At 64.9% G+C, this 26765-nt stretch carries 20 protein-coding genes and 2 pseudogenes (1 of these 22 only partly in view); 3 read left to right on the forward strand and 19 right to left on the reverse strand.

The features are described 5' to 3' along the window. Nucleotides 1–20: 20 nt before the first annotated feature. From LOY33_RS00470 to LOY33_RS00485, 4 genes and pseudogenes are all read right to left on the reverse strand, one after another. A complete protein-coding gene (locus LOY33_RS00470; protein WP_258660649.1) occupies nt 21–1430 on the reverse strand; it encodes a pitrilysin family protein in 1410 nt (469 codons plus the stop codon). Between the two features lie 37 nt (nt 1431–1467). After that, nucleotides 1468–3139: pseudogene (locus LOY33_RS00475) on the reverse strand (Na/Pi cotransporter family protein). 254 nt (nt 3140–3393) lie between these two features. Next, a pseudogene (locus LOY33_RS00480) lies at nt 3394–4171 on the reverse strand (TerC family protein). 75 nt (nt 4172–4246) lie between these two features. After that, nucleotides 4247–5554 (reverse strand): CitMHS family transporter, encoded by a 1308-nt coding sequence (locus LOY33_RS00485; RefSeq protein WP_043862320.1) that lies wholly within the window; start codon nt 5552–5554, stop codon nt 4247–4249. Between the two features lie 295 nt (nt 5555–5849). On the opposite strand from LOY33_RS00485, the gene LOY33_RS00490 reads away from it, so the two are divergent. Further along, complete coding sequence (locus LOY33_RS00490; protein WP_043862321.1) at nt 5850–6251, forward strand: GFA family protein; 402 nt, start codon at nt 5850–5852, stop codon at nt 6249–6251. A 6-nt stretch (nt 6252–6257) separates the two neighbouring features. Here the strand turns inward: LOY33_RS00490 and LOY33_RS00495 are convergent, their stop codons facing one another. From LOY33_RS00495 to LOY33_RS00565, 15 genes are all read right to left on the reverse strand, one after another. Further along, a complete protein-coding gene (locus LOY33_RS00495) occupies nt 6258–7286 on the reverse strand; it encodes a hypothetical protein (RefSeq protein WP_258660653.1) in 1029 nt (342 codons plus the stop codon). Nucleotides 7287–7296: 10 nt separating this feature from the next. Continuing rightward, complete coding sequence (locus tag LOY33_RS00500) at nt 7297–10989, reverse strand: tubulin-like doman-containing protein (protein ID WP_236176520.1); 3693 nt, start codon at nt 10987–10989, stop codon at nt 7297–7299. A gap of 110 nt (nt 10990–11099) precedes the next feature. Beyond that, entirely contained in the window at nt 11100–11504 is a 405-nt protein-coding gene (locus LOY33_RS00505; protein ID WP_054916013.1) for a hypothetical protein, read from the reverse strand. A gap of 15 nt (nt 11505–11519) precedes the next feature. Next, complete coding sequence (locus tag LOY33_RS00510; RefSeq protein ID WP_258660657.1) at nt 11520–12995, reverse strand: hypothetical protein; 1476 nt, start codon at nt 12993–12995, stop codon at nt 11520–11522. Further along, complete coding sequence (locus LOY33_RS00515; protein ID WP_258660659.1) at nt 12983–14434, reverse strand: hypothetical protein; 1452 nt, start codon at nt 14432–14434, stop codon at nt 12983–12985. The genes LOY33_RS00510 and LOY33_RS00515 overlap by 13 nt, the downstream gene beginning before the upstream one ends. Nucleotides 14435–14618: 184 nt before the next feature. Continuing rightward, on the reverse strand, nt 14619–16574 hold the full coding sequence (locus LOY33_RS00520) for a DUF4105 domain-containing protein (RefSeq protein ID WP_078481905.1): 1956 nt from the start codon (nt 16572–16574) through the stop codon (nt 14619–14621). Beyond that, nucleotides 16571–16891: a DUF2388 domain-containing protein gene (locus LOY33_RS00525; protein ID WP_043862327.1), complete on the reverse strand. Its 321-nt coding sequence runs from the start codon at nt 16889–16891 to the stop codon at nt 16571–16573. The genes LOY33_RS00520 and LOY33_RS00525 overlap by 4 nt, the downstream gene beginning before the upstream one ends. A gap of 27 nt (nt 16892–16918) precedes the next feature. After that, a complete protein-coding gene (locus tag LOY33_RS00530; protein ID WP_054916009.1) occupies nt 16919–17212 on the reverse strand; it encodes a DUF2388 domain-containing protein in 294 nt (97 codons plus the stop codon). Between the two features lie 114 nt (nt 17213–17326). Beyond that, a complete protein-coding gene (locus LOY33_RS00535; protein ID WP_043862329.1) occupies nt 17327–17644 on the reverse strand; it encodes a DUF2388 domain-containing protein in 318 nt (105 codons plus the stop codon). A 239-nt stretch (nt 17645–17883) separates the two neighbouring features. Further along, nucleotides 17884–18099: a DUF1127 domain-containing protein gene (locus LOY33_RS00540; protein ID WP_043862330.1), complete on the reverse strand. Its 216-nt coding sequence runs from the start codon at nt 18097–18099 to the stop codon at nt 17884–17886. Nucleotides 18100–18418: 319 nt separating this feature from the next. Beyond that, nucleotides 18419–19912: an acetyl-CoA hydrolase/transferase family protein gene (locus LOY33_RS00545; protein ID WP_043862331.1), complete on the reverse strand. Its 1494-nt coding sequence runs from the start codon at nt 19910–19912 to the stop codon at nt 18419–18421. 178 nt (nt 19913–20090) lie between these two features. Further along, the gene (locus tag LOY33_RS00550) at nt 20091–21527 is read right to left on the reverse strand and encodes an NAD(P)(+) transhydrogenase (Re/Si-specific) subunit beta (RefSeq protein WP_258660660.1); all 1437 of its coding nucleotides are present in this window, start codon (nt 21525–21527) and stop codon (nt 20091–20093) included. Nucleotides 21528–21529: 2 nt separating this feature from the next. After that, nucleotides 21530–21847, reverse strand: coding sequence for an NAD(P) transhydrogenase subunit alpha (locus LOY33_RS00555; protein WP_043862333.1), 318 nt, complete (start codon nt 21845–21847; stop codon nt 21530–21532). A gap of 11 nt (nt 21848–21858) precedes the next feature. Next, complete coding sequence (locus LOY33_RS00560; protein ID WP_043862334.1) at nt 21859–22980, reverse strand: Re/Si-specific NAD(P)(+) transhydrogenase subunit alpha; 1122 nt, start codon at nt 22978–22980, stop codon at nt 21859–21861. Nucleotides 22981–23389: 409 nt separating this feature from the next. Continuing rightward, the gene (locus tag LOY33_RS00565; protein ID WP_104571727.1) at nt 23390–24316 is read right to left on the reverse strand and encodes a LysR family transcriptional regulator; all 927 of its coding nucleotides are present in this window, start codon (nt 24314–24316) and stop codon (nt 23390–23392) included. 152 nt (nt 24317–24468) lie between these two features. On the opposite strand from LOY33_RS00565, the gene LOY33_RS00570 reads away from it, so the two are divergent. Both LOY33_RS00570 and LOY33_RS00575 read left to right on the forward strand, forming a co-directional pair. Next, nucleotides 24469–25650: an acyl-CoA dehydrogenase gene (locus tag LOY33_RS00570; RefSeq protein WP_054916007.1), complete on the forward strand. Its 1182-nt coding sequence runs from the start codon at nt 24469–24471 to the stop codon at nt 25648–25650. A gap of 14 nt (nt 25651–25664) precedes the next feature. Further along, nucleotides 25665–26765: the 5' portion of a CaiB/BaiF CoA-transferase family protein gene (locus LOY33_RS00575; RefSeq protein WP_043862337.1), read on the forward strand. It continues 120 nt past the right edge of the window; only the first 1101 of its 1221 coding nucleotides appear in the window; the start codon lies at nt 25665–25667; its stop codon lies off the right edge, out of view.

Raw genomic sequence — 26765 nt, forward strand, 5'->3', positions numbered from 1 at the left:
CTGGGTGAGGTAAAAATCTGTTACAGGATACGCTGCTTTCGGGTGTCAGTAATGGCCCTATCGCGGCGTCGACGCCACAGCAGCAAGGCCGCGAACACCAGCCCTAGCCCCAGTGCCCCCAACCCATACAGCTGGTCATACCCCAGCAACGGCTTCTCTACCCGCACATACCCAGGCTCGGCGAACAGCGCCTGCAGCGCCGCATCCGCATCCTCCAGGCTGACCTCGCGCAACCGGGTCTTCGCCTCGCCGACCCGACCGTCGGCATAGTCGTTCAACGCTCCCCAGTAGTAGTCGGCCAGCGCGCTGTTGCCCTGGCTGGTCCACGCTTCGCGGGCGATTGCCGCGGCCTTGATGCGCTCGAACGTGGCGCGGTCCAGGCCGTCCTTGCGCAGGCGCTCGATCATCTGCCCCAGGATCTGCTCGGCCGCCTCGACCTGATCGCTGTCCAGGTCGGCATTCAGGCTCAACAGGCCGGTGTCGCCAAAACGCTCGCGCTGCGCCGACGGCCCGTACGACAGGCTGTGCTGCAGGCGCAATTCGCGATACAGCGCCCAGTCCAGGTAGCGCTGCAGCAGGTCGTAGGTGGCGTCGTGGTTTTCATCCAGCACCGGCTCCAGGAACATCCAGTGCAACCGCGCACTGTCGCCCAGCCAGCCGCGGATCAGCTCGCGGCGCGCCTGGGCCTTGTGGGTCACGCCATCGAGTACCCGGCGCTCGCCCGGTTCCACCGGCTCCAGCTGGCCCCAGGTGCGCTCCAGGTAGGCGGGCAGCACGCGGTCCAGGCCGCCGACCACGATCAGGCTCATGTTGTTGGGGGCGTACCAGTGCTGGCGCAGTTCATTCACTTCTTCCAGGGTCATGTCCTGCACCGAGGAGCGCTCGGCACACTTGAGCCCCAGCTCCACCGCCAGCTGGTCGCTGGCACGGTGGCCGAGGTCCTGGCGGTCCAGCCAGCGCTGCAGGTGGGTGTAGTGCCCGCCGTCTTCACGCTCGACGATGCTCTTCGACACCTGCAAGGCGTTGGCATCGATACGTGTGTCCTGGAGCACGGCCAGCAGCAGGTCGAGCACCTTGCGCTGGTTGCGCGCCGGGGCCTCGATGACGAAGGTGGTGTCGGCGCTGCTGGTGTAGGCGTTCCATTCACCGCCCAGGGCCTGCATGCGTTCTTCCAGCCCGCCTTCGCCCGTGTCGTCGATACCGCTGAACAGCAGGTGTTCGAGCAGGTGCGGCAGTTCCTGGCGCGCGCACGGGAAGTCGTCGAAGCCGATGCCCACCACCAGTCGGATCGACACATGGTCGCGCTCGTAGCCGGGCTTGAGCAGCACCTGCAGGCCGTTGGGCAACAGGTAGCCCTCGACCTGGGTGCGGTCGAGGGCAAAGCTTGAAGGGGCGCCCAGCAACAGGCAGATGAACATCAGGCAACGCATCACAGGCTTCCTTGCACGGGTTCGGGGCAGCGTCGGGTCAAGGCGAATGGGCATCGTCCGGTACGCTGTCGATCATCAGGGCGCCGGTATCGCTGCCGCCCAGTACCGCATAGGCACTGCTGCAGAACAGCGAGTTGAGACGTTTCATGTCGGCGATCAGTTCCAGGTGCAGCGAGCTGGTCTCGATGCTCTGCACCACCTTGCGCTGCAGGCGGCTGACGTGGGCATGGGCCAGGCGCCGCTCCTGGGCGCGGAAGCGGCGCTTCTCGCGCAGCAGCTGGCGTGCGCTGTGCGGGTCGCCACTGAGGAACACCGACAGGCCCAGGCGCAGGTTGGACAGCAGCTGGGTCTGCAGCACGGTCAGCTCCTCCAGGCCCACCTGGGAGAACTCGCGGCGCTGCGACGTCTTCTGCTGCTGCACCTTGCGCAGCATGCGCTCGATCAGGTCGCTGGCCAGCTTGAGGTTGATCGCCAGCTCGATGATCTCGGCCCAGCGCTGGCTGTCGTGCTCGCCGAGGTCTTCGCGGGGCATCTGCGCCAGGTACAGCTTGATGGCGTTGTACAGGCCCTCGACGTCGTCGCTGAGGGTGCGCACCTGCTGGGTCAGGGCGGTCTGGCTGCCGCGCAGCACGTTGAGCATGGCATCGAGCATGCTGTCGACCAGGTCGCCCAGGCGCAGGGTCTCGCGCACCGCGTTGGCCAGTGCCAGGCTCGGGGTGTCCAGCGCGGCAGGGTCCAGGTGGCGGGGCTTGGCGTGGCCGTTGGTTTCCTCGCGCTCGGGCAGCAGCCAGCGGCACAGGCGCCCCATTGGCGTCGCGGTGGGCAGCAGGGCCAGGCAGCGCAGGGTGTTGTAGATGAGGTGGAAGCCGATCACCAGCTCTTGCGGGCTGAAGGTCAGGCTGTCCATCCAGTGCACCAGCGGGTCGAGCACCGGGATGACCACCAGCAGGCCGATCAGCTTGTACAGCAGGCTGCCCAGCGCCACCTGGCGCCCGGCGGCGTTTCTGCATGCTGGTGCTCAGGAAACGCCAGCAGGCCGCTGCCGATGTTGGCGCCGATCACCAGGCCGATGGCCACCGGCAGGCTGATCATTTCGGCGCCGGCCAGGGTGGCGGTGAGCAGCACCGCGGCCAGGCTGGAATACGAGATCAGGGCGAAACAGCGCGCCCACCAGGGCGTCGAGCAGGATGTCGCCGGTCAGCGAGGCAAAACAGCACCTTGGACGCCCTGGGCCTGGGTAATCGGCGCAGCGGCCTCCACGATCAGTTGCAGGGCCAGGATGATCAGGCCCAGGCCGATGCCTACGCGCCCCAGTTGCCCAGCGCGGGTCTGCTTGCGCGAGAGGAAGAAGATCACCCCGAGGAAGATCAGCAGCGGCGACAGCCACGACAGGTCCAGGGTCAGCACCCGCGCCATCAGCGCGGTCCCCCACGTCGGCGCCGAGCATGATGGCCAGGGCCGGGGTGAGGGTCATCAGGCCCTGGCCGACGAAACGAGGTCACCAGCATCGCGGTGGCGTTTGCTGCTCTGCACCATGGCCGTGGACCAGGATGCCGGCGATGAAACGCCAGGGGCCGCTTGGCCATGTTTCTGGCTCAGCAATCGGCGCAGGTTGGAAACCGTAACACCCGCAGGATGCCGGTACGTACGATATGTGTGCCCCAGATCAGCAGGGCCACGGCCGAGAGCAGGTTGAGCAGGGTCAGCATACTTACGGCCCCCTGTTAAGGCGCCCCAGTGGGGCAAGTGGATGACGCGGTGAGCCTGGCCTGGTGGACCGGCGGTTTTTTTCCAGTGCTCACTTAAGCTGTAGTCGGCCAAGGGCCGTGGGCGCCAGCATGGCATGCATGCACGGGCTTTGAAAACCTCGCGCGCCGGTTTCGGGCAACTTCGCTGGCGCGTTTGCCGTCCCAAAAAGACAAAAGGGCCCCATTCGGGGCCTGTTGTTCAACGCAGCCAGTGTTTACTGACCCGGAATGTCCTTGCGAAGTTTTCACCGGGTCGCTCTGCTGTTTCTTTTTTCGCCGCCGCGGTGCGCATCTTGATGTTGATCGCCTCCACCGCCAGCGAGAAGGCCATGGCGAAGTAGACGTAGCCCTTAGGCACGTGCACGTCGAAGGCTTCTGCAATCAGCACGGTGCCGACCACGATCAGGAAACGAAAAGCGCGAGCATCTTCAGCGACGGGTGCTTGTCGATGAACTCGCTGATGGTCCTGGCGCACAGCATCATAACCAGCACCGCGACGATGATCGCCGCCACCATCACCGGCACGTGGGACACCATGCCCACTGCGGTGATCACCGAGTCCAGCGAGAACACGATGTCGATGATCGCGATCTGGATGATGGTGTACAGGAACTTGCCACCGGCTTTGCCGGAAGACGGCTCGTCGTGGGTTTCGTCCTCGCCTTCGAGGCCGTGGTAGATCTCCTGGGAGCTCTTCCACAACAGGAACAGGCCGCCGAAGAACAGGATCAGGTCACGCCCGGAAATGCCCTGGCCGAACACATGGAACAGGTCGGCGGTCAGGCGCATGACCCAGGCGATCGATAGCAGCAGCAGGATGCGCGTGACCATCGCCAGCGCCAGGCCGAAGATCCGGGTGCGCTGCTGCATGTGCTTGGGCATGCGGCTGACCAGGATCGAGATCATGATGATGTTGTCGATGCCCAGGACGATCTCGAGAGCCGTCAGGGTAAAAAAGGCAACCCAGATTTCCGGGTTGGTCAGCCATTCCATGTGTGTTCCTTCGAGCGTGTGGGGCGTTGCGCGCCGCAGGGGTCGACGCGCAAGCGTTGGGATGAAACGGATGAATTATAGGCTGCTGAACAGCGGGAAAATTCCCATCAGCAGCGCCGCGAACATGATGCACAGGCACACCAGCACCGCCCATTTGAGGGTGAAGCGCTGGTGATCGCCGAATTCTATACCGGCCAGGGCTACCAGCAAGTAGGTCGAGGGTACCAGCGGGCTGAGCAGGTGGACCGGTTGCCCGACGATCGAGGCACGGGCCATCTCCACCGGGCTGATGCCGTAGTGGCTGGCAGCTTCGGCCAGCACCGGCAGCACGCCGTAGTAGAAGGCGTCGTTGGACATGAAGAAGGTGAACGGCATGCTCACGATCGCGGTGATTACCGCCAGGTACGGGCCCATCGCTTCGGGGATCACCGCCAGCAGGCTCTTGGACATGGCCTCGACCATGCCGGTGCCGGACAGGATGCCGGTGAAGATGCCCGCCGCGAAGATCAGCCCCACCACCGCCAGCACGCTGCCGGCGTGGGCCGCGACGCGGTCCTTCTGCTGTTGCAGGCACGGGTAGTTGACCACCATGGCGATGCTGAAGGCGATCATGAACAGCACCGGCAGCGGCAGCAGGCCGGCGATCAGCGCGACCATCAGGGCCAGGGTCAATGCGCCGTTGAACCACAGCAGTTTGGGCCGGCGCGCGTCGGGATATTGCGATACGCTGATTTCACTGTGGTCGATTTCATCGCCCGGCAGGTGCAGTTCGCCCAGGCGGGCACGTTCGCGCTTGCCGTACATATAGGCGATGGCCAGGATGGCGAACACGCCGAAGGCCATGGCCGGGATCATCGGCACGAAGATGTCCGACGGATCGACGTGCAGCGCGCTGGCGGCGCGGGCGGTGGGGCCGCCCCAAGGGGTCATGTTCATCACCCCGCCGGCCAGGATGATCAGGCCGGCCATGATCCGCGGGCTCATGCCCAGGCGGCTGTACAGCGGCAGCATGGCGGCCACGCAGATCATGTAGGTGGTGGCGCCGTCACCGTCCAGCGATACCACCAGGGCCAGCGCGGCGGTGCCCACCGAGACTTTCAGCGGGTCACCCTTGACCAGCTTGAGGATCTTGCGCACGGCCGGGTCGAACAGGCCGGAGTCGATCATCAGGGCGAAGTACAGAATGGCGAACATCAGCATCACGCCGGTGGGTGCCAGCTTGCTGATGCCCTGCAGCATCATCGGGCCGATCTCGCCCGAGAAGCCGCCGAACAGGGCGAAAATGATCGGTACCAGAATCAGCGCGATCAAGGCCGACAGGCGCTTGGTCATGATCAGGTACATGAAGGTGATGACCATGGCGAAGCCGAGGAAGGTCAGCATGGGGCAGTTACTCCAGGCGAGGCGCGTCGAGAAAGGGACGAACGGATCAGCGCAAGGTGCGCGGTGCTGGGAGTGACGGCGGGAGGGCAGGCAGAACGCGGGCGTGGAAGGACATCAGTATCACCATTGTTGTTGTTGATTGGGCCGGGCACTGCAGTAAAGTCAGAGCCCTGGCTGACCGGTCTTTTGCCGGAGGTGAGGCGATGCTAAGTGCCCAAGCTTTCAGCCAGCTTTCGGCGGCACAAAGGCGACAGAAGGTTTCATCAACCAGTGCGGGTCTGCAGGAGCGACGAGGATGGGCGAAGTGCATGAAGGCGGCTGCCATTGCGGCGCCGTGCGGTATCGGGTGGCGGGTGCGCTGGAGGATGTCGCGCACTGCCATTGTTCGGTGTGCCGGCGCGTGACCGGCGGGTTGCTGGTGACCTGGGCGACGGTGCGCTGCGAGGACTTCCAGTGGCTGCTGGGCACGCCGCAGCGCTACGACTCGTCGGCCAGCTGCGTGCGCTACTTCTGCAGCCGCTGTGGCGCGCACATGGCGCTGACCACCGACCTGAGCCCCGAAAGCATCGATATCACCATCACCACCCTGGACGCACCGGAGCAGGTGCAGCCGCGCCGGCATATCTGGACCGACAGCCGGCTGCCCTGGGTGCACCTGGACGAGCAGCTGCCGGGCGAACCCGGCGAGACGCTATAGCGCGGGCTACTCGATGATCACCCCGCCCAGGCCCTTTGGCGTGTTGAACGACTGAGCGCGCAGCTGCTCGGCCTGGCGCAGGATGATCTGCGCCTGGCGGTTGCCAGGGTCCTGGCTGAGCACGCTGTTGGCCAGCGAACGGGCGGTGGCACCGTCACGACGGGCCAGGGCGCTGCGTGCCTGGCTCAGTTGCTGGCCCACCAGCCCGGCATTGGCTGCGCTGGCAGGGCGTTGTACGGGCGGGCGCGGGGTGGTGAGCGGACGCTGCTGCGCCGGCTGCACGACGCGAGCCTGTTGTTCCAGCTGTTGCTGGCGCTTGGCGAGCTGGGTTTGCTCGTCGCGTAGCTGCTGCTCCTTGGTGGCCAGTTCACGGGCCTGCTGCTCGCGTTGCGCCCGTTCGGCCGCAGCCTGACGAGCGGCTGCCGCACTGGCCGCGGCGGCTGCCGCCTGGGCCTTGGCCTGCTGGTCGCGCTGCTGGCCCTCGAGCCCGGCCTGGGCGCGTTGCAGCAGGCTGATGGCGCGCGGGTCCTTGCTCTCGATGCGCAGCGCGCTTTCGGCTTTTTCCAGCGCACAGTCGAACTGGCTGCTGCGCAGGCAAGCCTGGCCGGCGGCCAGTTCGGCTTCGAACTGCTGCAGCGACTGGCGCTGGCTGGCCTGGTAGGCACCGTAGCCGAGTACCGCCACAACCACACCGGCGGCCAGGGCAAGCTTGCGCCCGAGGTTGCGCGACTTGGCCACCGGCGCCCCTTGCACTACCGGCGGTACGGGCGGCGGCGTCACCACCGGTGTGCTCACGATGCCTGCCGGGGCCAGCGTGTGCACCGATTCGATCACCGGCGCGGGCACCGCTGCGGGCATGGGGGGCGGGGCCGCGCTCACCACGACCACCGGCGCCGGCGCGGCGGGTGCAGCGGCCACAACCTGGCTGCTGGCGCCGCAGTACGGACAGAACGCCACCGGGCCGCTCAGGGGCTGGTTGCACGCGCTGCTGGCGCAGTTGAGCGGGAAGGCCGGATTTTTCGCGGATGCGGACATGGGGCCTTCCTCAGTTCACAGGCGGTGGCGCCATCGGCGCAACGGGCGGTGGGGTACCGACAGGCGGCGCTGCGGCGGGCGTCGGGGCGAACAGGTGGGCCAGCTCGGCGATCTGCCCGGCGCCCAGCCAGGCGGCCATGCCTTCGCGCCACAACAGGCTGTCGCGGGTCACCTGGCCGGTCTGCACGTACTGCTGCAACTGGCTGGTGGTGTACGGGCCATAGTTGGTGCCGGCCACGCTCAGGTGGTAGCTGTACTGCGGTGCGGCTACCGGCGGTGGCACCATGCCGGCTGCGCCTGGTGGTGGCGGTGGCGCCATGCCCGGCATGGGGGCGGTAGCTGGCGCTGTGCTGGCGGCCGGCTGGAACAGGCTGTCGAGCCAGCCGCTGGTGAAGAAGTCCTTGAGCAGGGTGCGCTTCTCGCTGTGCTCGTCGTGCACTTCGTCGCGGTACACATCGGCGCGCGAGCCGCTGACCGGCTCGGTGAACTGCTGCAGCAACGCGCGCGCCTGCTCGACAAGGCGCTCGGCGTTGTCCGGGGCCTGGCGCTTGAGGCGGTTGTCGTACTCGTTTTTCAGCAGCTCGGCGATCTTGTACGGGAAGGTCTGGTACAGCGACGACACGCCGATTTCGTCCTGGCGCATCTGCGGCTTGTAGGCGCCGCGGCGCAGGTCTTCGAACAGCGCGACCATGGCTGCCAGTTGCTGCGGGCTGCGCAGTTGCTCGTAGCGTTGGCGCAGCTGGTCTTCGATGTCCTTGCGCTGTAGCTGGTTCAGGCCGTTCTGGCGGATCGCGAACTCGTCACCGACGCTGAAGTAGTCCTGGTCGATCATCAGTTCGTAGCGTTCCGACGGGTTGCGGCGCAGTACCCCCATCACGACCGCGTGCAGGTACAGCTTGAAGTCCTCGGCGAACTGGCGGTACTGCTCCTGGGTGAACTGGATCGGCTGCACGAACTGGCTGATGCGCTTGTGGCTGTGCAGCGGGATGGTGGTGCTTTCCTTGCGGTAGCTGGCCAGGTAGGTCGGCAGCGGGGTCAGCGCCGGCAGAGGGAAGCCGCTGAGCTCGGTAAAGCAGATCAGCTTGCCCGGGGTGCCCGACTCGACGAACTGGATCTGCCCGGCGGTCATGCCGGTGCCCTGTGGCAGGCACTGGCCGAGCATGGCGCCATAGGTGCGCTTGAACTCATTGGCGTCCTGCACGCCGACCAGGCAGGTGTAGCGGTCCTTGCCGATGCCGAAGCCGCCGGTGAGGTTGAGCGGGGTCCACGGCATGGCACGTTGCAGCAGCTGGCGGAACTTCTCGCGCTGCTCGTCCGGGGTCAGCGCGGCCAGCGCACTGAGCAGCGGGTCGGTGCCCTGGGTCTGGCGCGGCAGTTGCTGTACGGCCTTGGCGCGCAGCTTGGACAGCAGCTCTTCCTGGCCCTCCTCGTCCTGCAGCTTGCCGAACAGGGTCTTGGAGCCGCCGAAGTCCTTGAATGCGTCCTTGGCCCACTCGCGCACCTGGGCGCCGTCCACCGGTTGCTCTTCGCTGTTCTGCACCAGCGCCAGGGGGATCAGCGTGGCGTGTTTTTCCTTGATGCTGGCGTCGATCTTGCTGATGTCGGTCTCGATCCGGCGCAGCAGCTGGTCGACTGCGTTGCGCCCGTCCTGCAGGCGACCGACGAAGCCGTTCCACACCGCGCGACCGCTCTGGTCCACCGACTCCTTGCGGCCCAGCCAGTCGGACAGCTCGCGCAGCAACTGGGCCGCCTCGCGCGCGGCTACATGGCGCACGTAGAACAACAGGCTGTCGCGCAGGGTGTCCTTGACCTGGGTGAGCACGGTCTCGGCCTGCTTGTCCTTGCCGCTGAGGCGGGCCATCAGGCCGCCGCCGGTGGTTTCCTTGAGGCGCTCGAATTCGCGGGCCAGCTCCGAGGACTCCAGCTTCTCGGCCAGTTCCTTAAAGCGTGCGGCGTTCTTTTCCAGCGCCGGGATGATGCCGCTGCCTTCGTTTTCCAGGCGGTCCTTGAGCATCTCGACCAGGGCCAGGGTGTAGTCCAGGCCACCGCGCTCATCGTCGTCCAGGCGACGGAAGAGTTTTTCCGGCAGGGCGTCTTCGCGCACCAGCTCGGCCAGGCGGCGCTGGCGGTTTTCCTTGATGCGTACCTCGTGGTTGCGCTCGGCACTGTCGATGTTGCTGCCCTTGGTGTCGCGTTCCAGCTGCTGCTGGATCTCGCGCACATGGGTCAGCCATTGGTCCTTGTCGGCGCCGCCGCTGTGCAGGCGTTCGAACAACGCTTCGACCTTCTGCTCGATCTGGGCGGTGATGCTGTTGTCGCCTTCCACCAGCAGCAGGTCGTCGGCGATCTGGTAGTGGGTGAACTCGCCGGTGGCCAGGGTCAGCTCGACCTTGGACAGGAAGTCCGGCAGTTCGGTGAAGGTACGCGGGGTGACGTTCAGCTGCTCGCGCAGGAAGTCGTCACGCTCGCGGTCGGTAGGACGGTTGTCGTTGGCCGAGGCGTTGGCGATGCCGAAGAACGCCTTGAGCATCTGCTGTACCTGACGGCTCAGGCGCACGTTCTGACGCGCATCGATCTGGGTGTCGAGCACGGCCTGGCCGAGCGATGAGTACGAGCACGGGAAGCGCAGCTCGGTGTCGTCGCCGTAGTCCTGGGGCAGGCGCACAGTGTAGGAGCGGATCTTGTGCTGGTTCTGGTTGACCGCGATCGAACGCTTCTTGTTGGCGAAGTCCTGCGAGGTGAAGTCGGTGAACAGCACGTCCGAGAGCATCTCGTAGACGTCTTCCTGGTCGCTGGTCTTGGCCTGGGCGACGTTGCTGTTGTCGATGATGTAGACGTCATCGTACGGGCGGTTGTCGATGAACAGGTTGTCGGTGGCGTCCCAGTGCTTGACCAGGCGGTTGCCGCGCATGCTGGTTTCCAGCTCCATCAGCGCCGCGTAGCCGTTGGCCTGCACGCGCTCGGTGTTGTAGGCATGGAAGCCGCCGGGCAACACGAAGAACAGGTCGACCTTGCCGGCGATGTTGTGTTCCTTGAGGATCGCCTTGGCCAGGTAGCCCATGTCCAGGAACGAACCGGACCCGGTGCCGCCGGCCGCCGAGCCGCTGATGACGATGCGGATCTTGCCGGGGTCGATTTCCAGGCCGAGCTTCTTGAGCTTGTCGGCGTTGCCGCCGATGTTGGCCAGCAGGCGCCCGACCTTGTCGCGCAGCTTGTCGCGGATCACCGGGTACTTGTCGTAGAAGTACAGGCGCGACAGCGCACGGATCTGCCCGGCGCCCTTGGAGGGGTCGATGCCCAGGGCGCGGATCTTGTCCGGGGTCAGCGGGAACCATTCGGCCACTTCACGGTGGCGGTTGAGCTCGTCCATCGAGTGGGTGTACTTGCTCAGGTTGAGCGGCTCGATGATCTTCTCTTCGGAGGTAAAGGCCACTTGTTCGGCCAGCACGTCGGTCTTGATCGACTTGCCGTCCTGGGTGACTTCGCCAGCATCCAGGTCGAAGTTGATGAACTGCACCAGGGGGAAGTCGGCAATCTGCTGCACCTGGTTGTTGCCGCCCCAGATGGCATTGAGAATGCGCCGGCGCAGGCGAATGTTGACCTTCATGCCGGTACCGCCCAGGGCGATGAACAGCGTCGGGTGGATCTTCTCGCTGACCATGTTCAGCGCTGCCGGGCCGGAAGGTTGTGCATTCTCGTTCATCTGAAACTCCATGAGCCCTGGCTGGGCTGGCCGAGTCGGGTCGGCGGGCTAAATCCGTGGATCAAATTGAAGCGTCAGGCCAGGCCTGACGCGGGCAGTGCAGGCCGGGCTCAGCGCTTGGCCGAGAAGGTCATCAGCCAGGCCACCAGCGAAATGCCGGCCACGCCAGCCAGTGGCGCAAGGTACAGCGGGGTGAGGAACTGACCGGAGTTGATCACCGCCAGCACGGCCATGGCCGACACCAGCAGCAGGCCCAGGAACAGGAACCAGCCCGAGGCGTTGGCGCGGCTGGGGGCCACGCGCTCGCGCACGCGCCAGTTGGCGTAGGCGTTCTTGATCACGAAGAAGATCAGCGCCAGTACCACCAGCACGGCCACGCCGATCAGGGCGTCACGGCTGTCGACCTTTTTCGGGCCCAGGTCCATCAGCGGCGCCGGAACGCTCAGGGTGGAGGTGGTGGTGGCCGGTGCGGCGTCGTTTTCTACGGGGGCTGGCAGGGAGCTGGTCTGGGTCATGATCGGGGTCCTGGGTTATTTGAGGCGCACGGCGACGTCGGCGGCGAGTTTTTCGAGGGTGGCGCCGAACAGGCCGCGCTTTACAGTCGCGACCTTGTTCTGCCGGGCGTCATAGACGCTGGCGCTGCTGAACGGCTTGAGCGGGTATTGCTGGGCGATGCCTTCGACCATCACCGTGACCGGCTTCTTGCCGCCGATCAGGGCCTTGGCCAGCAACAGGCCGATCAACGCCAGCACCAGCAGGGCCAGCAGCAACAGCACCGGGCCCAGCGGGTAGCTGATCTGCAGCACGATCGGCAGGCGGGTGGCCGAAGCGCTGGCTTCGCTGGACGGCAGGAACACATCGGGCAGTGCATCGTTGGGGAACAGCTCGTTCATGCGCTCGATGAACTGCTGGGAAATCTGCAGTTGCTGCTCGCTCAGGCGCACTTCGATGGCCCCGGCACGCTGGTAGCCGCTGGACAGCAGCACTTCGCTGGACCACTGCGACGGCAGCGGCGGCAGTTGCAGGCTGATCGACAGCTCGTCGGAGCGGGCGCCGGGTTCGAGGTTCTCGATGCGGTCCATCGAGATCGCCGACTGCAGGGCTTCGCCGGGCATGTCCAGGCTCATCGCGACCTTGGCCGAGTGGATCTGGTAGGGGTTGAACTGGTTCTCGAAGCGGCCCAGCAACACCGCGGTCTTGGGCGAGCCGTCGACGTTGATGTTGAGCACCACGGTCTGCTGGTCGGGGGCCAGCTCTGCACTGACGTCGGGGGTGTCCTTGACGCCGGTCGGGATGAAGCGCACGGCGGCCTGGGTCAGCGGCTTGAGGCGTACACGCGCGTCGTTCAGCAGTTTGGCCAGGGCCGGCTGGGCCAGCACCTGTTCCAGCGCGGCACCGGCATTGGCGCCGTAGGCCAGGGCGTAGATCATCAGGCCGTTGGCTTCGAAGTTGCTGCTCTTGACCGGCATCTTCTGCGGGAAGGCGGCGATGCGGCTGATCACGTCTTCCTTGTGCAGCAGGTCGTAGAACTCGCGGTTCTTGAGCTGGGTTTCGCTGCTGTTGTTGGGACTGTTCTTGTTGTTGGTGACGATCCAGATGATGCCTTCGCGCCCTTCCAGGCCGGTCTTGATCGCGGCCAGCAGGGCTTCCTTGAAGTCGGTGTCGGCATAGGCGCCACTGGCCTTGCGTGCCAGGGCCAGGGCATTGACGCTGTCGCCGAGCTTGGCGTGGGTGCCGGGGCCGCGGTAGGTCCATTGCGGCGAGGGGTGGCTGCTGTCGGCCTGGTTGAAGGCGCCGATCACCACTTCGCCGTTGCCGGCGGCGGTGGCGGCCAGTTGCGTGATCAGCGGTTTGAAGCCCGAAGCCGGGTCGAGGTAGAACGGCTCCATCCAGCCGGAGTTCTGTACCAGAAACACCTGGCGCAGCGGTTGCGCCTGGGCGCTCAGGCACACCAGGCTCAGGGCCAGCAGCAGGCCACGGCGCAGCAGGCGGTTCATGCGTCCCATCGGTAGAGCGCTCCAGTCGAATCGATGTACAGCCACAGGGCGTTGTCGTGGAAGAACCACTGGGCGTTCCAGGGTTGGGCCACTTTGAGGGTGATGCTCAAGGGCGGCTGGCCCACGCGTTCCAGGCAGAACTGGCTGTCGATGGCCTGGTCGTTGCCGAAGAACTGTTGCAGGCTCGACGGCCATTCGACGCGCACCGACAGCAGGTACTGGCTGTCGATGAACTCGATGAAGGGGTAGACCACTTCGCGCCGGGTGGGGGTGTTGTCGACGTCGTGCTCGCCCCAGGGCGCATCCAGGCGCACGTTGAACATGTAGTTTAGGTGCCCGGTGCTCAGGCGCGAGCCTTTGACTTCCTTGCGTTCGTCCGAGTCCAGGCGCAGGCAGTACTGCTCGCTGCCCTCGAACAGTTGCTGCCAGATGCCGTAGCCGTTGACGAACGGCGGGCCGTATTCGGGGCGGGCCTGGGCACCGGCGGGCCAGCTCAGCCACTGGGCGTCCAGCTGGGCGCCGAGCTTGACGCTGAGGTAGCCGTGGGCGCCGATCCACAGCAGGCGCCGCGAGGCCGGGTCGCGCAGTGGCGCGGACAGGCCCTGCAGGTGCGCCGGGTTGGCGTGGGCGATGGGGTGCAGGGTCCACTGTTCATTGTGGCGTGCCACCAGGCTGAAGCTGCCGTCGGGCATCTGCTGCGGGATCAGTACCTGGTCGTCGAGATCGCCGGGGGCGGCGATGGCACGGCCCGGGCAGCGGTCGACATGGTAGCGGCCATCGAGCGGGTCGACGCGCACCTCGGTGGCACCCTCGTCACAGGCCAGCAGCAGGCGTTGCTGTTCGCCCACCTCGCGCAGGCTCACGCCCCACGCCCAGCTGGGCAGGCTGCAACGGCCGATCGGGGTGCTGTGCGGCAACAGCGCCGCCCACTCCTGGGCCTGGCGCTGCCAGCGGAACAGGCTGCCGTCGCGGGCCAGCGCAAACAGCGCCTCGCGATGACCGCCCAGGTTGGCGACGAGAAAATTCAAGCCGTTCTTGCGTGGCAGCTGGTCGTACTTGTGCGCGGTGTTCAGGCTGCGCGGGGTGGCGCCGTCCAGCTTGCGGTACAACGCGGCGAGGGTGTGTTCGGCACCGTCGAGCCGGCAACTGCCCTCCACCACCCGGCGTCCGCTGCCGTTGCCATAGGGCGGCAACCAGCGTTGCTGGCGGTCGAAGCGCACGGGTGTGAGGGCTGTACCGGTCTGCGGGCAATGGCGGAAGCTGGCCGGCAGCCAGCCCTGCGCACCGGGCGCCTGCTGCGCACCGACGAGAAAGTCCAGGTCGGGCTGCGCGTCTTCCAGCGCCTTGCCGGCGACGTGGGTCAGGGAGAACCTGCCATGGGCATCCTGCAACCAGCGTTGCCCATCCAGCGACCACTCGTACTCGCGGTCGTCTCCGACTACGTCCATATAATCCCACCATGCCAACGGTCGTCCGTGCGCGGCAGTGCCTGCTTGAGGTCAGGCCGTCACGTCGAAAGAAAGAGGTTCTGCGAAATGTCCCGGCGCCTTTCGGCGGGGCGCAATGGCAGCCAAATGCCATTTTTCAAGCGGCGAAATAGTGGCACAGGCAGTTACAAAGTCAACTACCGACTCAGGGCAATTGCAGCCCGCCAGCGGCCTTGTGCAGTGCGCGCAGGTGTTCGCCGAGCTGCTTGAGGTTGGCTTCGACGGCGGCGATTTCGGCGGCGCGCTCGGGGCCGAGCAAGGCGCGTACTTCCTTGTCCAGGTCGCCGGTCAGGCGCTGCAGTTGCTGTTGGCGCTGGCTGCTGGCCTGCTCCAGCTGCTGGCGTTCGCTGGCCTGGGGCAGCCCGTAGCCGCTGCCGCTCAGCAGTTCGGCCGGTTTGCTGAGAAAGCCGCTGTTGGCGAGGATCTGCTGCAGGGTGCTGTTGGCCTGGGCCACGTTGGTGTCGTTGAGCTCGCGACCGCTGAGGTAGCGCTGCTTGACCTCGTCCTGGGCCAGTAGCAGCTGGCGGCGCAGGCCGGCCTGTTCCAGCAGCAACAAGGCCGCGCTGGTGCGCAGGTCGGCCTGGGCGAACCATTGCTGGCGCTGGGCGGGTGGCTGTTCGAGCCAGGCCTCCACGCTGGCCTGCGGCACCGGCAGGTGCTGCTTGAGCACCTGGAACATGGCCTGGTAGCGGTCGCGGTAGGAGTCGAAGCGGTAGCCCAGGCGCAAGGCTTCGCGCGGGTCGTCGAGCACGCTCATGTCGGCCAGGCCACGACCCTGCAGCACCTCGAGCAGGCCATTGGGCATGATGCTGTCGAGCCCGGCCAGGCGCGGGTTGCCGGTGCCGCTGCGCAGCAGCTTGAGGGTTTCGACCGCGCAGTTGTTGGACAGGAAGTAATAGTGGCCGTCGTAGTTCCAGTGCATCTCGGCGGCCTGGCGCACCAGGTCTTCGATTTCGTCCCGGTCGAGCTTGAGCGGGATCGAAGCCAGGCTGCGCAGTTCGGTCTTGGTGTACTCGTCGATCACCTGTGCCAGTGGCAGCACGAACAGGCGCGAGGGGTAGGCGCCGGTCAGGCCGTCCCAGCTCGATAGCTGCACGTCGTTGACGAAGGCGCGGTACGAGAGCACCAGGTGCTGGTCCAGGTCCAGGCGGCAGTCCGGACCGCGTGGGCGCCCCGGCGCGCAGATCACCAGGCGCAGCATGCTGTGGCCCCAGCGGCTGACCCAGTTCTGGTTGGCTTCGGCCAGCAGGAAGTCCACGGCGTACACGCGTTCGGGGTCGACCTGGCCCAGCGGCTGCTTGTCGAAGTCGTTGCCGGCGTTGAGGAACGGCAGCCCCGGCGCGCACTCGGCAGCGGCAGGCGCCCAGTCGAAATGCTCGCGCAGGTACTTGTAGAGGGCCGGGCGGCGACAGGCGTAGCTCGGGTCGAGGAGGAAGTACTCCATGTTGACCGCGATGAATTCCTTGGGGCTGCTCAGCTCGTAGCTGTCCGGGGTGCGCGCGATCTGGCGGTTGTGCTGTTCGCGCTCGCCACGCCGGCCCACGTACTGCGGCCAGCCGGCGAGGTCGAGCAGGCGCGGGTCGTCGCTGAGGGTGAAGCGGCGTTCGGTCTGGCCGCGGCATTCATCGGGCAGCCCCACCTTCCCCAGGCTGGTGTTCTGGCGCACGCAGCGGCTGATCAGCCGGCGCTCGGGCGCTGGCCACAGGCGGGCGCGGTCATACAGGTGAGTGAGCTCGTGGAGAACGGTGGCCAGCAGCTCCTGGCGCACCGTGCCATGCGGCCGGCCGGTCTGCGCGGTGGCAGCGCTGCCATCGGTGAGGCCCGGCAGCAGGCGCCGGTTGAGCTCCAGGCTCGATACCAGCGACGCCTGGCCATAGGCGTCTTCGGGCATGCGGGTGGTCCAGGAGACGTCGACGCGGCGGTCCAGCTCAGCCTTCAAGCGTGGCGGCAGGGCCTGCAGGGCTTCGTCGAGCAGTGCCTGGCTGGCCCGCTGCTGTTGCGGGTCGAGGCCGTCTGCCTGCAGGTGCAGTTGCAGGTCGGCCAGCGCAGGGGCGCCGAGCAGCGTCAGTACGCTGCCCAACAGCCAGGCAAGGGGTTTCACAGCGACAGGATGGCTTCGGCCAGCACCTGGTCGCTGGCGTCGCGTGCTTCGGGAACGCGCTGGCGCAGGGTATCGAAGGCAGCTTCCAGTTGCGCGCCACGGATATCGCCACGGCTGGCGACGAAGCTGGCGGCATCGTCACGGGCCTCGCGCACGACCTTGGAGTCGCGGATCGAGGTGGTGGTGTCGGAGGTGAAGTCGATCGAGCGGCCAAAGGCACGCACGATGATATTGCTGGTGGCCACCAGGGTTTGTGCCTGGACCACGTCGGCCAGCAGCATCAGGCCGAGGGTGGCGGCAATCAGCGGTTTACGCATGGAGCATCTCCGGAAAATCGGTTGTGATCATTGGACGAGAATTGCCTGCGCCAGTTCAAGGTCGCTGGCATGAAGTTCGGGGGTGTGCTGGCGCAGTGCGTTCAGGGCGGCTTCCAGCTGTGCGCCACGCAGGGCGCCGTCGCTGGCGACGAAGGCGGCGGCATCGTCGTGGGCGGCCAGGATCAGCTTGCGATCGAACGGGGCGGTGGTCACCTTGCTGGTGGCGTAGCCCGCAATCACAAGGCTTTGAGTGGTCAGGTCGAAGGCCTGGGCGGCAGTCGACGCGCAGAGTGCGAGCAGCAGCGGTAGCAAATAACGCATGAGGTCTGGTTGGCTGTGAAATCAGGCGGCAAGGCTATCCCAATGCGCGGGTGGGGACCAGCGCAGGGTACCCGGCTTTTACACGTTGTTACGTGTACCGGGCCCTTGCGCGGTTCAGATGGCCAGGATCGCCTGGGCCAGTTGGGCGTCGGAAGCCTGCAGGGTCGGGGCCTGCTGGCGGATGTGGGCGAAGGCGCTTTCCAGTTTCACACCGCGGATGGCGCCCTGGCTGGCGACGAAGCTGGCGGCGTCGTCACGGGCGGCGCGCACGATCTTGTCATCGCGCAGCGATGAGGAGGCATCGGAGGTCGCGTTGGTGGAGGCGGCAACGCCACGCACCACGGTATCGGTGGTGACCACGAAGCTGGATGCGTGGGCAGTGGAGGCCAGGGCCAGCAGCATTGCGGCGCCAAGCAGGCGGGTACGGGACATGGTCGATCTCCTGAATATGGGCCTGGCTATTATGCAGCAGGTGGTGCAGCGGCGTCTGCTTCGCCGGCTCGTGCAGCGCAACTGTACGATTGTACTGGTGATATTTTGGTTTATAAAAACTGTACTGGTATTGGGTTCGAATGCTCTGGCGCGGGCCTTTCAAACAAAAAACCCGTCAGCAGTCACCTGCGACGGGTTTTTGAATTCGGGGGTGCCGGCGTTGGCCGGCGGGCCCTGCATCAACGCCAGAAAGGCTTGCTCAGCTCTTCGTAACGTTGTGCTTCGCTGATACCGGCATCAGCCAGCAGACGCGAGTCCAGGCGAGCCAGTTGGTGGCGGCTGGCGATGCGGCGTTGCCACAGCATCAGGTTGGCCAGCAGGCGCAGTGGCAGCGAACCCTGGGATTGTTGAGCGTTGTTTTCAAAAGCCAGATCGGAACTGAGTGTACGTTCCATGGTGTCATCCTTCCGCTTGTGGCGGCATTAGGTAGTGATTTAACTGATGCCAATGATCCTCCTGTGTCGTCCATAACAGTAGATACAGTTCACCTGCATTGTGATGGGCCAGTTAACTGTTTATGCAGACTGTTGCACTCGTATTGCACGCAACTGTACCGGTCCGCACTGAAATGGTGCAATTTAGGGTCAATGAGGGGATTTTGCGTAGGAAGGTACCGTCAAAACACCGGTACAGTAGAACAGTTTGTGTAACGGTTGGACGGGGCAACTGTACAGCCGGTGCGCATTGCGCGCCACCGGCTGTACAGGGACGGCTTCAGCTGGCCAGCATGCGCCCGGTTTCTTCCAGGTTTTCATGCCACTGCAGGGCTTCGCGCAGGATGTGCGGGGTGTGCCCACCCTTTTCGCAGGCGCGGGTAAAGTAGTCGTTCAGTGCGTCGCGGTAGTCCGGGTGCACGCAGTTGTCGATGATCACCCGGGCGCGCTCGCGCGGCGCCAGGCCACGCAGGTCGGCCAGGCCCTGCTCGGTGACGAGGATGTCCACGTCGTGCTCGGTGTGGTCCACATGGCTGACCATCGGTACTACGCTGGAGATCGCGCCGCCCTTGGCGATGGACTTGGTGACGAAGATGGCCAGGTGCGCGTTGCGCGCGAAGTCGCCCGAGCCACCGATGCCGTTCATCATGCGCGTGCCGCACACGTGGGTGGAGTTGACGTTGCCGTACAGGTCGAACTCCAGTGCGGTGTTGATGCCGATGATGCCCAGGCGCCGTACCACTTCAGGGTGGTTGGAGATTTCCTGCGGACGCAGCACCAGCTTGTCCTTGTAGCGCTCCAGGTTGCCGAACACGTCGGCGTTGCGACGGGTCGACAGGGTGATGGAACTGCCCGAGGCAAAGCTCAGCTTGCCGGCGTCGATCAGATCGAAGGTCGAGTCCTGCAGCACTTCGGAGTACATGGTCAGGTCTTCGAACGGCGAGTCGATCAGACCGCACATCACCGCGTTGGCGATGCTGCCGATGCCGGCCTGCAGTGGGCCGAGCTTGTTGGTCATGCGCCCGGCGTCGACTTCCTGCTTGAGGAAGTTGATCAGGTGGTTGGCGATACCCTGGGTTTCGTCGTCCGGCGGCAATACGGTGGACGGCGAGTCCGCCTGCTCGGTGATGACGATGCCGACGATCTTGGCCGGGTCGATCGGGATCGCGGTGCTGCCGATGCGGTCATCGACTTTCACCAGCGGGATCGGCGTGCGGGTCGGCCGGTAGGTCGGGATATAGATGTCATGCAGGCCTTCGAGGTTGGCGTTGTGCGCCATGTTGATCTCGACGATGACCTGCTTGGCGAAAATGGCGAAGCTGGCCGAGTTGCCCACGGAGGTGGTCGGCACGATGTGGCCGTCTTCGGTGATCGCGACCGCTTCGATGACCGCGATGTCCGGCAGCTTGAGCTGCTGGTTGCGCAGTTGCTCGACGGTTTCCGACAGGTGCTGGTCGATGAACATCACCTTGCCGTCGTTGATGGCCTTGCGCAGGGTGCTGTCGACCTGGAACGGCATGCGACGGGCCAGCACACCGGCTTCGGTCAGCTGCTTGTCGAGGTCGTTGCCCAGGCTGGCGCCGGTCATCAGGCTGATTTTCAGCGGCGACAGCTTGGCTCGCTCGGCCAGTGCGTGGGGCACGGCCTTGGCTTCGCCGGCACGGGTGAAACCGCTCATGCCGACGGTCATGCCGTCCTCGATCAAACCTGCGGCATCGGCCGCACTCATTACCTTGCTGTGCAAAGAGGACAAGCGAATACGATCACGGTACATGGATTATTATCTCGGGCTACTAAAGCTAGATGCGCAGTCTATTGATTTCGCCTGTCGGCGTCCCGCGACCAAGGTCGAATGCGAAGGCCTGAAGTAGAGCCTTCTGTCGGCTGGGCGGGCATTAAAAAGCCCCAGCCGGTACCGCGCTGGGGCTATTTGTCACAGCCTTTTCAAGGGCTTATTCCACGGCTTTGACCATGTCTTCGATGACCTTCTTGGCATCGCCGAACACCATCATGGTCTTGTCCAGGTAGAACAGCTCGTTGTCCAGGCCGGCATAGCCGCTGGCCATGGAGCGCTTGTTGACGATGATGGTCTTGGCCTTGAAGGCTTCGAGGATCGGCATGCCGGCAATCGGCGACTTGGGATCGTTCTTGGCCGCCGGGTTGACCACGTCGTTGGCACCGAGCACCAGTACCACGTCGGCCTGGCCGAACTCGGAGTTGATGTCGTCCATCTCGAACACCTGGTCGTAGGGCACTTCGGCCTCGGCCAGCAGCACGTTCATGTGCCCGGGCATGCGCCCCGCCACCGGGTGGATCGCGTACTTCACGGTCACGCCGTTGTGGGTGAGCTTTTCGGTCAGTTCCTTGAGCGCATGCTGGGCACGGGCCACCGCCAGGCCGTAGCCGGGCACGATGATCACGGTGTCGGCGTTGCTCAGCAGGAAGGTGGCGTCGTCGGCCGAACCGGATTTCACCGGGCGCGCCTCCTTGGCACCGGCCGGGCCGGCCGCTTCTGCAGCGCCGCCGAAGCCGCCGAGGATCACGTTGAAGAACGAACGGTTCATCGCCTTGCACATGATGTACGAGAGGATCGCGCCGCTCGAACCCACCAGCGAACCGGCAATGATTAGCATCGAGTTGTTCAGCGAGAAGCCGATGCCCGCCGCTGCCCAGCCCGAATAACTGTTGAGCATCGAGACCACCACCGGCATGTCGGCGCCGCCGATCGGGATGATGATCAGCACACCCATCACGAAGGCCAGGGCCAGCATCAGGGCGAAGGCGGTCAGGTTGCCGGTGAAGGTGAAGATCAGACCCAGGGCGATGGTGGCCAGGCCCAGCACCAGGTTGAGCTTGTGCTGGCCGCTGAACTGTACCGGCGCGCCCTGGAACAGGCGGAACTTGTACTTGCCCGACAACTTGCCGAAGGCGATGACCGAACCCGAAAAGGTGATCGCACCAATGGCGGCGCCAAGGAACAGTTCCAGGCGGTTGCCGACCGGAATCGGGTCGCTGATGCTGGCCACGATGCCCAGCGACTGTGGTTCGACCACGGCAGCGATGGTGATGAACACGGCCGCCAGGCCGATCATGCTGTGCATGAAGGCGACCAGTTCCGGCATCTTGGTCATTTCGACGCGTTTGGCCATGATCGAGCCGGCAGTGCCGCCCACCAGCAGGCCGACGATCACGTAGCCGATGCCGTCGGTGGCCAGCTGCGCGCCCAGTTTGTAGATCAGGCCGACGGTGGTGATCACCGCCAGGGCCATGCCGAGCATGCCGAACAGGTTGCCGCGCCGCGAGGTGGTCGGGTGCGACAGGCCCTTGAGCGCCTGGATGAAGCACACCGAGGCGACAAGGTAGAGCAGGGTTACCAGGTTCATGCTCATGTTTACTTCTTCCCCTCAGCCTTCGCGGCCTTTTTCTTGAACATCTCCAGCATGCGCCGGGTGACGAGGAAACCGCCGAACACGTTGACCGCTGCCAGGGCCACCGCGAGGGTGCCCATGGTCTTGCCGAGCGGGGTCACGGTCAGCGCGGCGGCCAGCATGGCGCCGACGATGACGATGGCGGAGATGGCGTTGGTGACCGCCATCAGCGGGGTGTGCAGCGCCGGGGTCACGTTCCATACCACGTGGTAGCCCACATAGATGGCCAGCACGAAGATGATCAGGTTGTAGACGCCGTGAGAGATCAGCATGTCTTCCATTGTCTGGCTCCTTATCCGTTCTTGCGGATGACCTGGCCGTCGCGGCACATCAGGCACGCGGCGACGATGTCGTCTTCGAGGTTGATCGTGAGGGCGCCGTCCTTGTCGAACAGCAGTTTCATGAAGTCGAGCAGGTTGCGTGCATACAGGGCCGAGGCGTCCGCACCGACCTGGGCTGGCAGGTTGGTGGGGCCGACGATGGTCACGCCGTTCTCGATCACCACCTGGTCGGCCACGGTCAGCGGGCAGTTGCCGCCCTGCGCGGCGGCGAGGTCGATGACCACCGAGCCCGGCTTCATCTGCGCGACGGTTTCGGCGCTGAGCAGGGTCGGTGCCTTGCGCCCGGGGATCAGCGCCGTGGTGATGACGATGTCGGCCTGTCTGGCGCGTTCGTGCACGGCCTGGGCCTGACGCTGCATCCAGCTGGCGGGCATGGGCCGCGCGTAGCCGCCGACGCCTTCGGCGCACTCGCGTTCCTCATCGGTTTCATACGGCACGTCGATGAACTTGGCGCCGAGCGATTCGATCTGCTCCTTCACCGCCGGGCGCACGTCCGAGGCCTCGATCACCGCACCCAGGCGCTTGGCCGTGGCGATGGCCTGCAGGCCGGCCACACCGGCGCCCAGGATGAGCACGCGGGCAGCCTTCACGGTGCCTGCGGCAGTCATCAGCATCGGCATGAAGCGTGGGTAGTGATGCGCGGCCAGCAGCACTGCCTTGTAGCCGGCGATGTTGGCCTGCGATGACAGCACGTCGAGGCTCTGCGCGCGGGAGGTGCGCGGCGCGGCCTCGAGAGCGAAGGCGGTGATCCCGCGTTCGGCCATCCTGGCAATCACGTCATTGTTGAACGGGTTGAGCATGCCCACCAGAACGGTGCCGCTGTTGATCTGGCCCAGTTCGCTTTCGTTGGGCGCCACAACCTTGAGTACAAGCTGTGCGCCAAACGCATCGGCAGCGCTGCCGATGGTCGCGCCTGCTGCTTCATAGGCACTGTCGGGCACGCTGGCATTGACGCCCGCGCCACGTTGCACAGTGACCTGATGACCCTGGCCGATCAGTTTCTTGATGGTTTCGGGGGTGGCAGCGACACGTGTCTCGCCCGTCTGCGTTTCGAGAGGAACACCAATGTGCACGTCAATTTCTCCTGCGTGATCTTTTGTTGGTAAACCAGCGCACTGCGGATGGTGCGTCTGGGGCGGCCGATCAGCACGATCCCGCCCTGAATCCGGGCGGGGCGCGGCATTTTGCAGGCGATCCTGAATCGCTTCAACCGGTTCTGAAGGGTGACGAACGATAAACTACAAGTCACCCTGTGACCGAATGTCGCAATAAACGGCCTGAAGCCCGCGAACCGTGGGCTTCAGGGACATTACGCAAAATTTGAAATTTTTTCAGACAAATTTCGCGAAAGCGCATTTGTGCACAGGCTTTATGTCGCGAAGGCCCCGTAAACAGCAGGGTTAAGGGGTGTTTTGGCGTGCACCGGAACAGTCTGCTCATTTGCGACATTTTCGTATATCTGTAGGGCTCGATATTTGCTGACTACGGGGTCAACAAACCGCTCTGATCCTTGTGCTGCGCGGTATAGCGCTGGGCCTCGGCTACCAGCCAGTCGCGAAAAGCACGCAGTGAGGCGGATTCCACCTTGCGCTCCGGGATCATCAGGTAATACGCCTTGATGCTCGACAGCGCATGCGGGTTGGCAATCACCAGCCTGCCCTCCCCCAGTTCATGCTGGATGAGAAAGGGCGGGATCAACGCCACGCCCATCTCGTGCATGGCGGCCTGGGCCAACATCGAGAATAGCTCATAGCGCGGGCCGGTCATGTCGCGGGCAACGTTCATTTCCAGGCTGTTGAACCACTGGCGCCAGGCATAGGGTCGGGTGGTCTGCTGCAGCAGCGGCAGTTGCGCGAGGTCCTCGGCGCTAAGGCTAGCCTGCCCTGCCAGCAAGGCCGGGCTGCACACCGGCACGGGGTTCTCGCCCATCAGGCGGTGGGACTGGGTACCCGACCAGTCGGCGTCGCCAAAATAGATGGCGGCGTCGAAGTGGGTGTCGGCGAAAAGGAACGGACGGGTGCGGTTGGTCAGGTTGACGGTGACTTCGGGGTGCAGGCGCTGAAAGTCCTTCAGTCGCGGCAGCAGCCATTGCGTGCCGAAGGTCGGTACCAAGGCCAGTTCGATCACGTTGGCGCCCTGCTGGCCCATCACCGACAGGGTATCGCGCTCCACCGCGTCCAGCTGGGTGGCGACGCGGCGGCTATAGGACAGGCCGGCTTCGGTGAGCTTCACGCCACGGCGCGAGCGTCGAAACAGCTCCACATTCAGAAACTCCTCCAGCCCGCCCACCTGTCGGCACACCGCGCCCTGGGTCAGGGAGAGCTCCTGGGCCGCCTTGGTAAAGCTTTCGTGGCGGGCTGCAGCCTCGAAGCACACCAGGGCCGTGGTGCTGGGGATCTTGCGCCGCATATACGTCAACCTCACTAATCAGTCGTAAAAATGGCCGTTGGTGCCGTTACGAAGTGAGAAATTATCACAAGACTATGCGCAATCCTCGTTTGTCGCCACGCCCGTTACGGCCTAGGATCAACCCACGACAAAACGTTTCCGAGGATTCGCACATGGCTGGCAAGGCAAGCTTCAACTGGATCGACCCGCTGCTGCTCGATCAGCAGCTCACCGAAGAAGAGCGCATGGTGCGTGACAGCGCGTTCCACTTCGCCCAGGACAAGCTCGCCCCGCGTGTGCTCGAAGCCTTCCGCCATGAGCAGACCGACCCGGCGATCTTCCGTGAAATGGGCGAGGTTGGCCTGCTGGGTGCGACCATCCCCGAGCAGTACGGCGGCAGCGGCCTCAACTATGTGTGCTACGGCCTGATTGCCCGTGAAGTGGAGCGTATCGACTCCGGCTATCGCTCGATGATGAGCGTGCAGTCTTCGCTGGTGATGGTGCCGATCAACGAATTCGGTACCGAGGCGCAGAAGCAGAAGTACCTGCCCAAGCTGGCCAGCGGCGAGTGGATCGGCTGCTTCGGCCTCACCGAGCCCAACCATGGCTCCGACCCGGGCTCGATGATCACCCGCGCCAGGAGCGTCGACGGTGGCTATCGCCTGAGCGGCAGCAAGATGTGGATCACCAACAGCCCGATCGCTGACGTGTTCGTGGTGTGGGCCAAGGACGATGCGGGCGACATTCGCGGCTTCGTGCTGGAGAAAGGCTGGGAAGGCCTGAGTGCCCCGGCGATTCACGGCAAGGTCGGCCTGCGTGCCTCGATCACCGGCGAGATCGTGATGGACAACGTGTTCGTGCCTGAAGAAAACATCTTCCCGGATGTACGTGGCCTGAAGGGCCCGTTCACCTGCCTCAACTCGGCGCGCTATGGCATCTCCTGGGGCGCCCTGGGTGCAGCGGAAGCCTGCTGGCACACCGCGCGCCAATACACCCTGGACCGTCAGCAGTTCGGCCGCCCGTTGGCCGCCAACCAGCTGATCCAGAAGAAGCTGGCCGACATGCAGACCGAGATCACCTTGGCCCTGCAAGGTTGCCTGCGCCTGGGCCGCATGAAGGATGAAGGCACTGCTGCGGTCGAGATCACCTCGATCATGAAGCGCAACTCCTGCGGCAAGGCGCTGGACATCGCCCGCCTGGCCCGCGACATGCTGGGCGGCAATGGTATCTCCGACGAGTTCGGCGTGGCCCGCCACCTGGTCAACCTCGAGGTGGTCAACACCTATGAAGGTACCCATGACGTGCATGCGCTGATTCTGGGGCGTGCGCAAACCGGTCTGCAGGCTTTCTATTAATAAGGAGCCAGCCCATGGGCGCGCTATCTCATCTGCGGGTGCTGGATCTGTCGCGAGTGCTGGCCGGACCGTGGTCCGGACAGATCCTCGCGGACCTGGGGGCCGAGGTGATCAAGGTCGAGCGTCCCGGGGCGGGCGACGACACGCGCGCCTGGGGCCCGCCGTTTCTCAAGGACGCCTATGGCGAGAACACCAGTGAGGCGGCCTACTACCTTTCGGCCAACCGCAACAAGCAGTCGGTCACCATCGACTTCACCCAGCCCGAAGGCCAGCAACTGGTACGCGAGCTGGCGGCCAAGTCCGACATCCTGATCGAGAACTTCAAGGTTGGCGGGCTGGCGGCCTACGGGCTGGACTACGAAAGCCTGCGGGCGATCAACCCGCGGCTTATCTATTGCTCGATCACCGGCTTCGGCCAGACCGGACCCTACGCCAAGCGCGCTGGTTATGACTTCATGATCCAGGGCCTGGGTGGCCTGATGAGCCTTACCGGCCGCCCGGAGGGTGAGGACGGTGCGGGGCCGGTGAAGGTCGGGGTGGCGTTGACCGATATTCTCACCGGGCTGTATTCGACGGTGGCGATATTGGCCGCCCTCGCCCACCGGGATCACGATGGCGGCGGGCAACACATCGACATGGCGTTGCTGGATGTGCAGGTGGCTTGCCTGGCCAACCAGGCGATGAACTACCTGACCACGGGTGTTGCGCCGCGTCGCCTGGGTAATGCGCACCCGAACATCGTGCCTTACCAGGATTTTCCTACCGCCGATGGCGACTTCATCCTGACCGTGGGTAACGACGGGCAGTTTCGCAAGTTCGCCGAGGTGGCCGGCCAGCCGCAGTGGGCGGATGACCCGCGGTTTGCCACTAATAAACTGCGTGTTGCCAACCGCGCCGAGCTGATCCCGCTGATTCGCCAGGCCACGGTGTTCAAGACTACCGCCGAGTGGGTCAGCCAGCTGGAGCAGGCGGGTGTACCGTGCGGGCCGATCAACGACCTGGCGCAGATGTTCCAGGACCCTCAGGTGCAGGCGCGTGGCCTGGCCATAGAGATTCCTCACCCGTTGGCCGGCAGCGTGCCGCAGGTAGCCAGCCCTATTCGTTTGTCCGAGACG

Origin of the sequence: Pseudomonas sp. B21-036, from assembly GCF_024748925.1 — a bacterium.
GTDB classification, from domain to species: domain Bacteria; phylum Pseudomonadota; class Gammaproteobacteria; order Pseudomonadales; family Pseudomonadaceae; genus Aquipseudomonas; species Aquipseudomonas palmensis.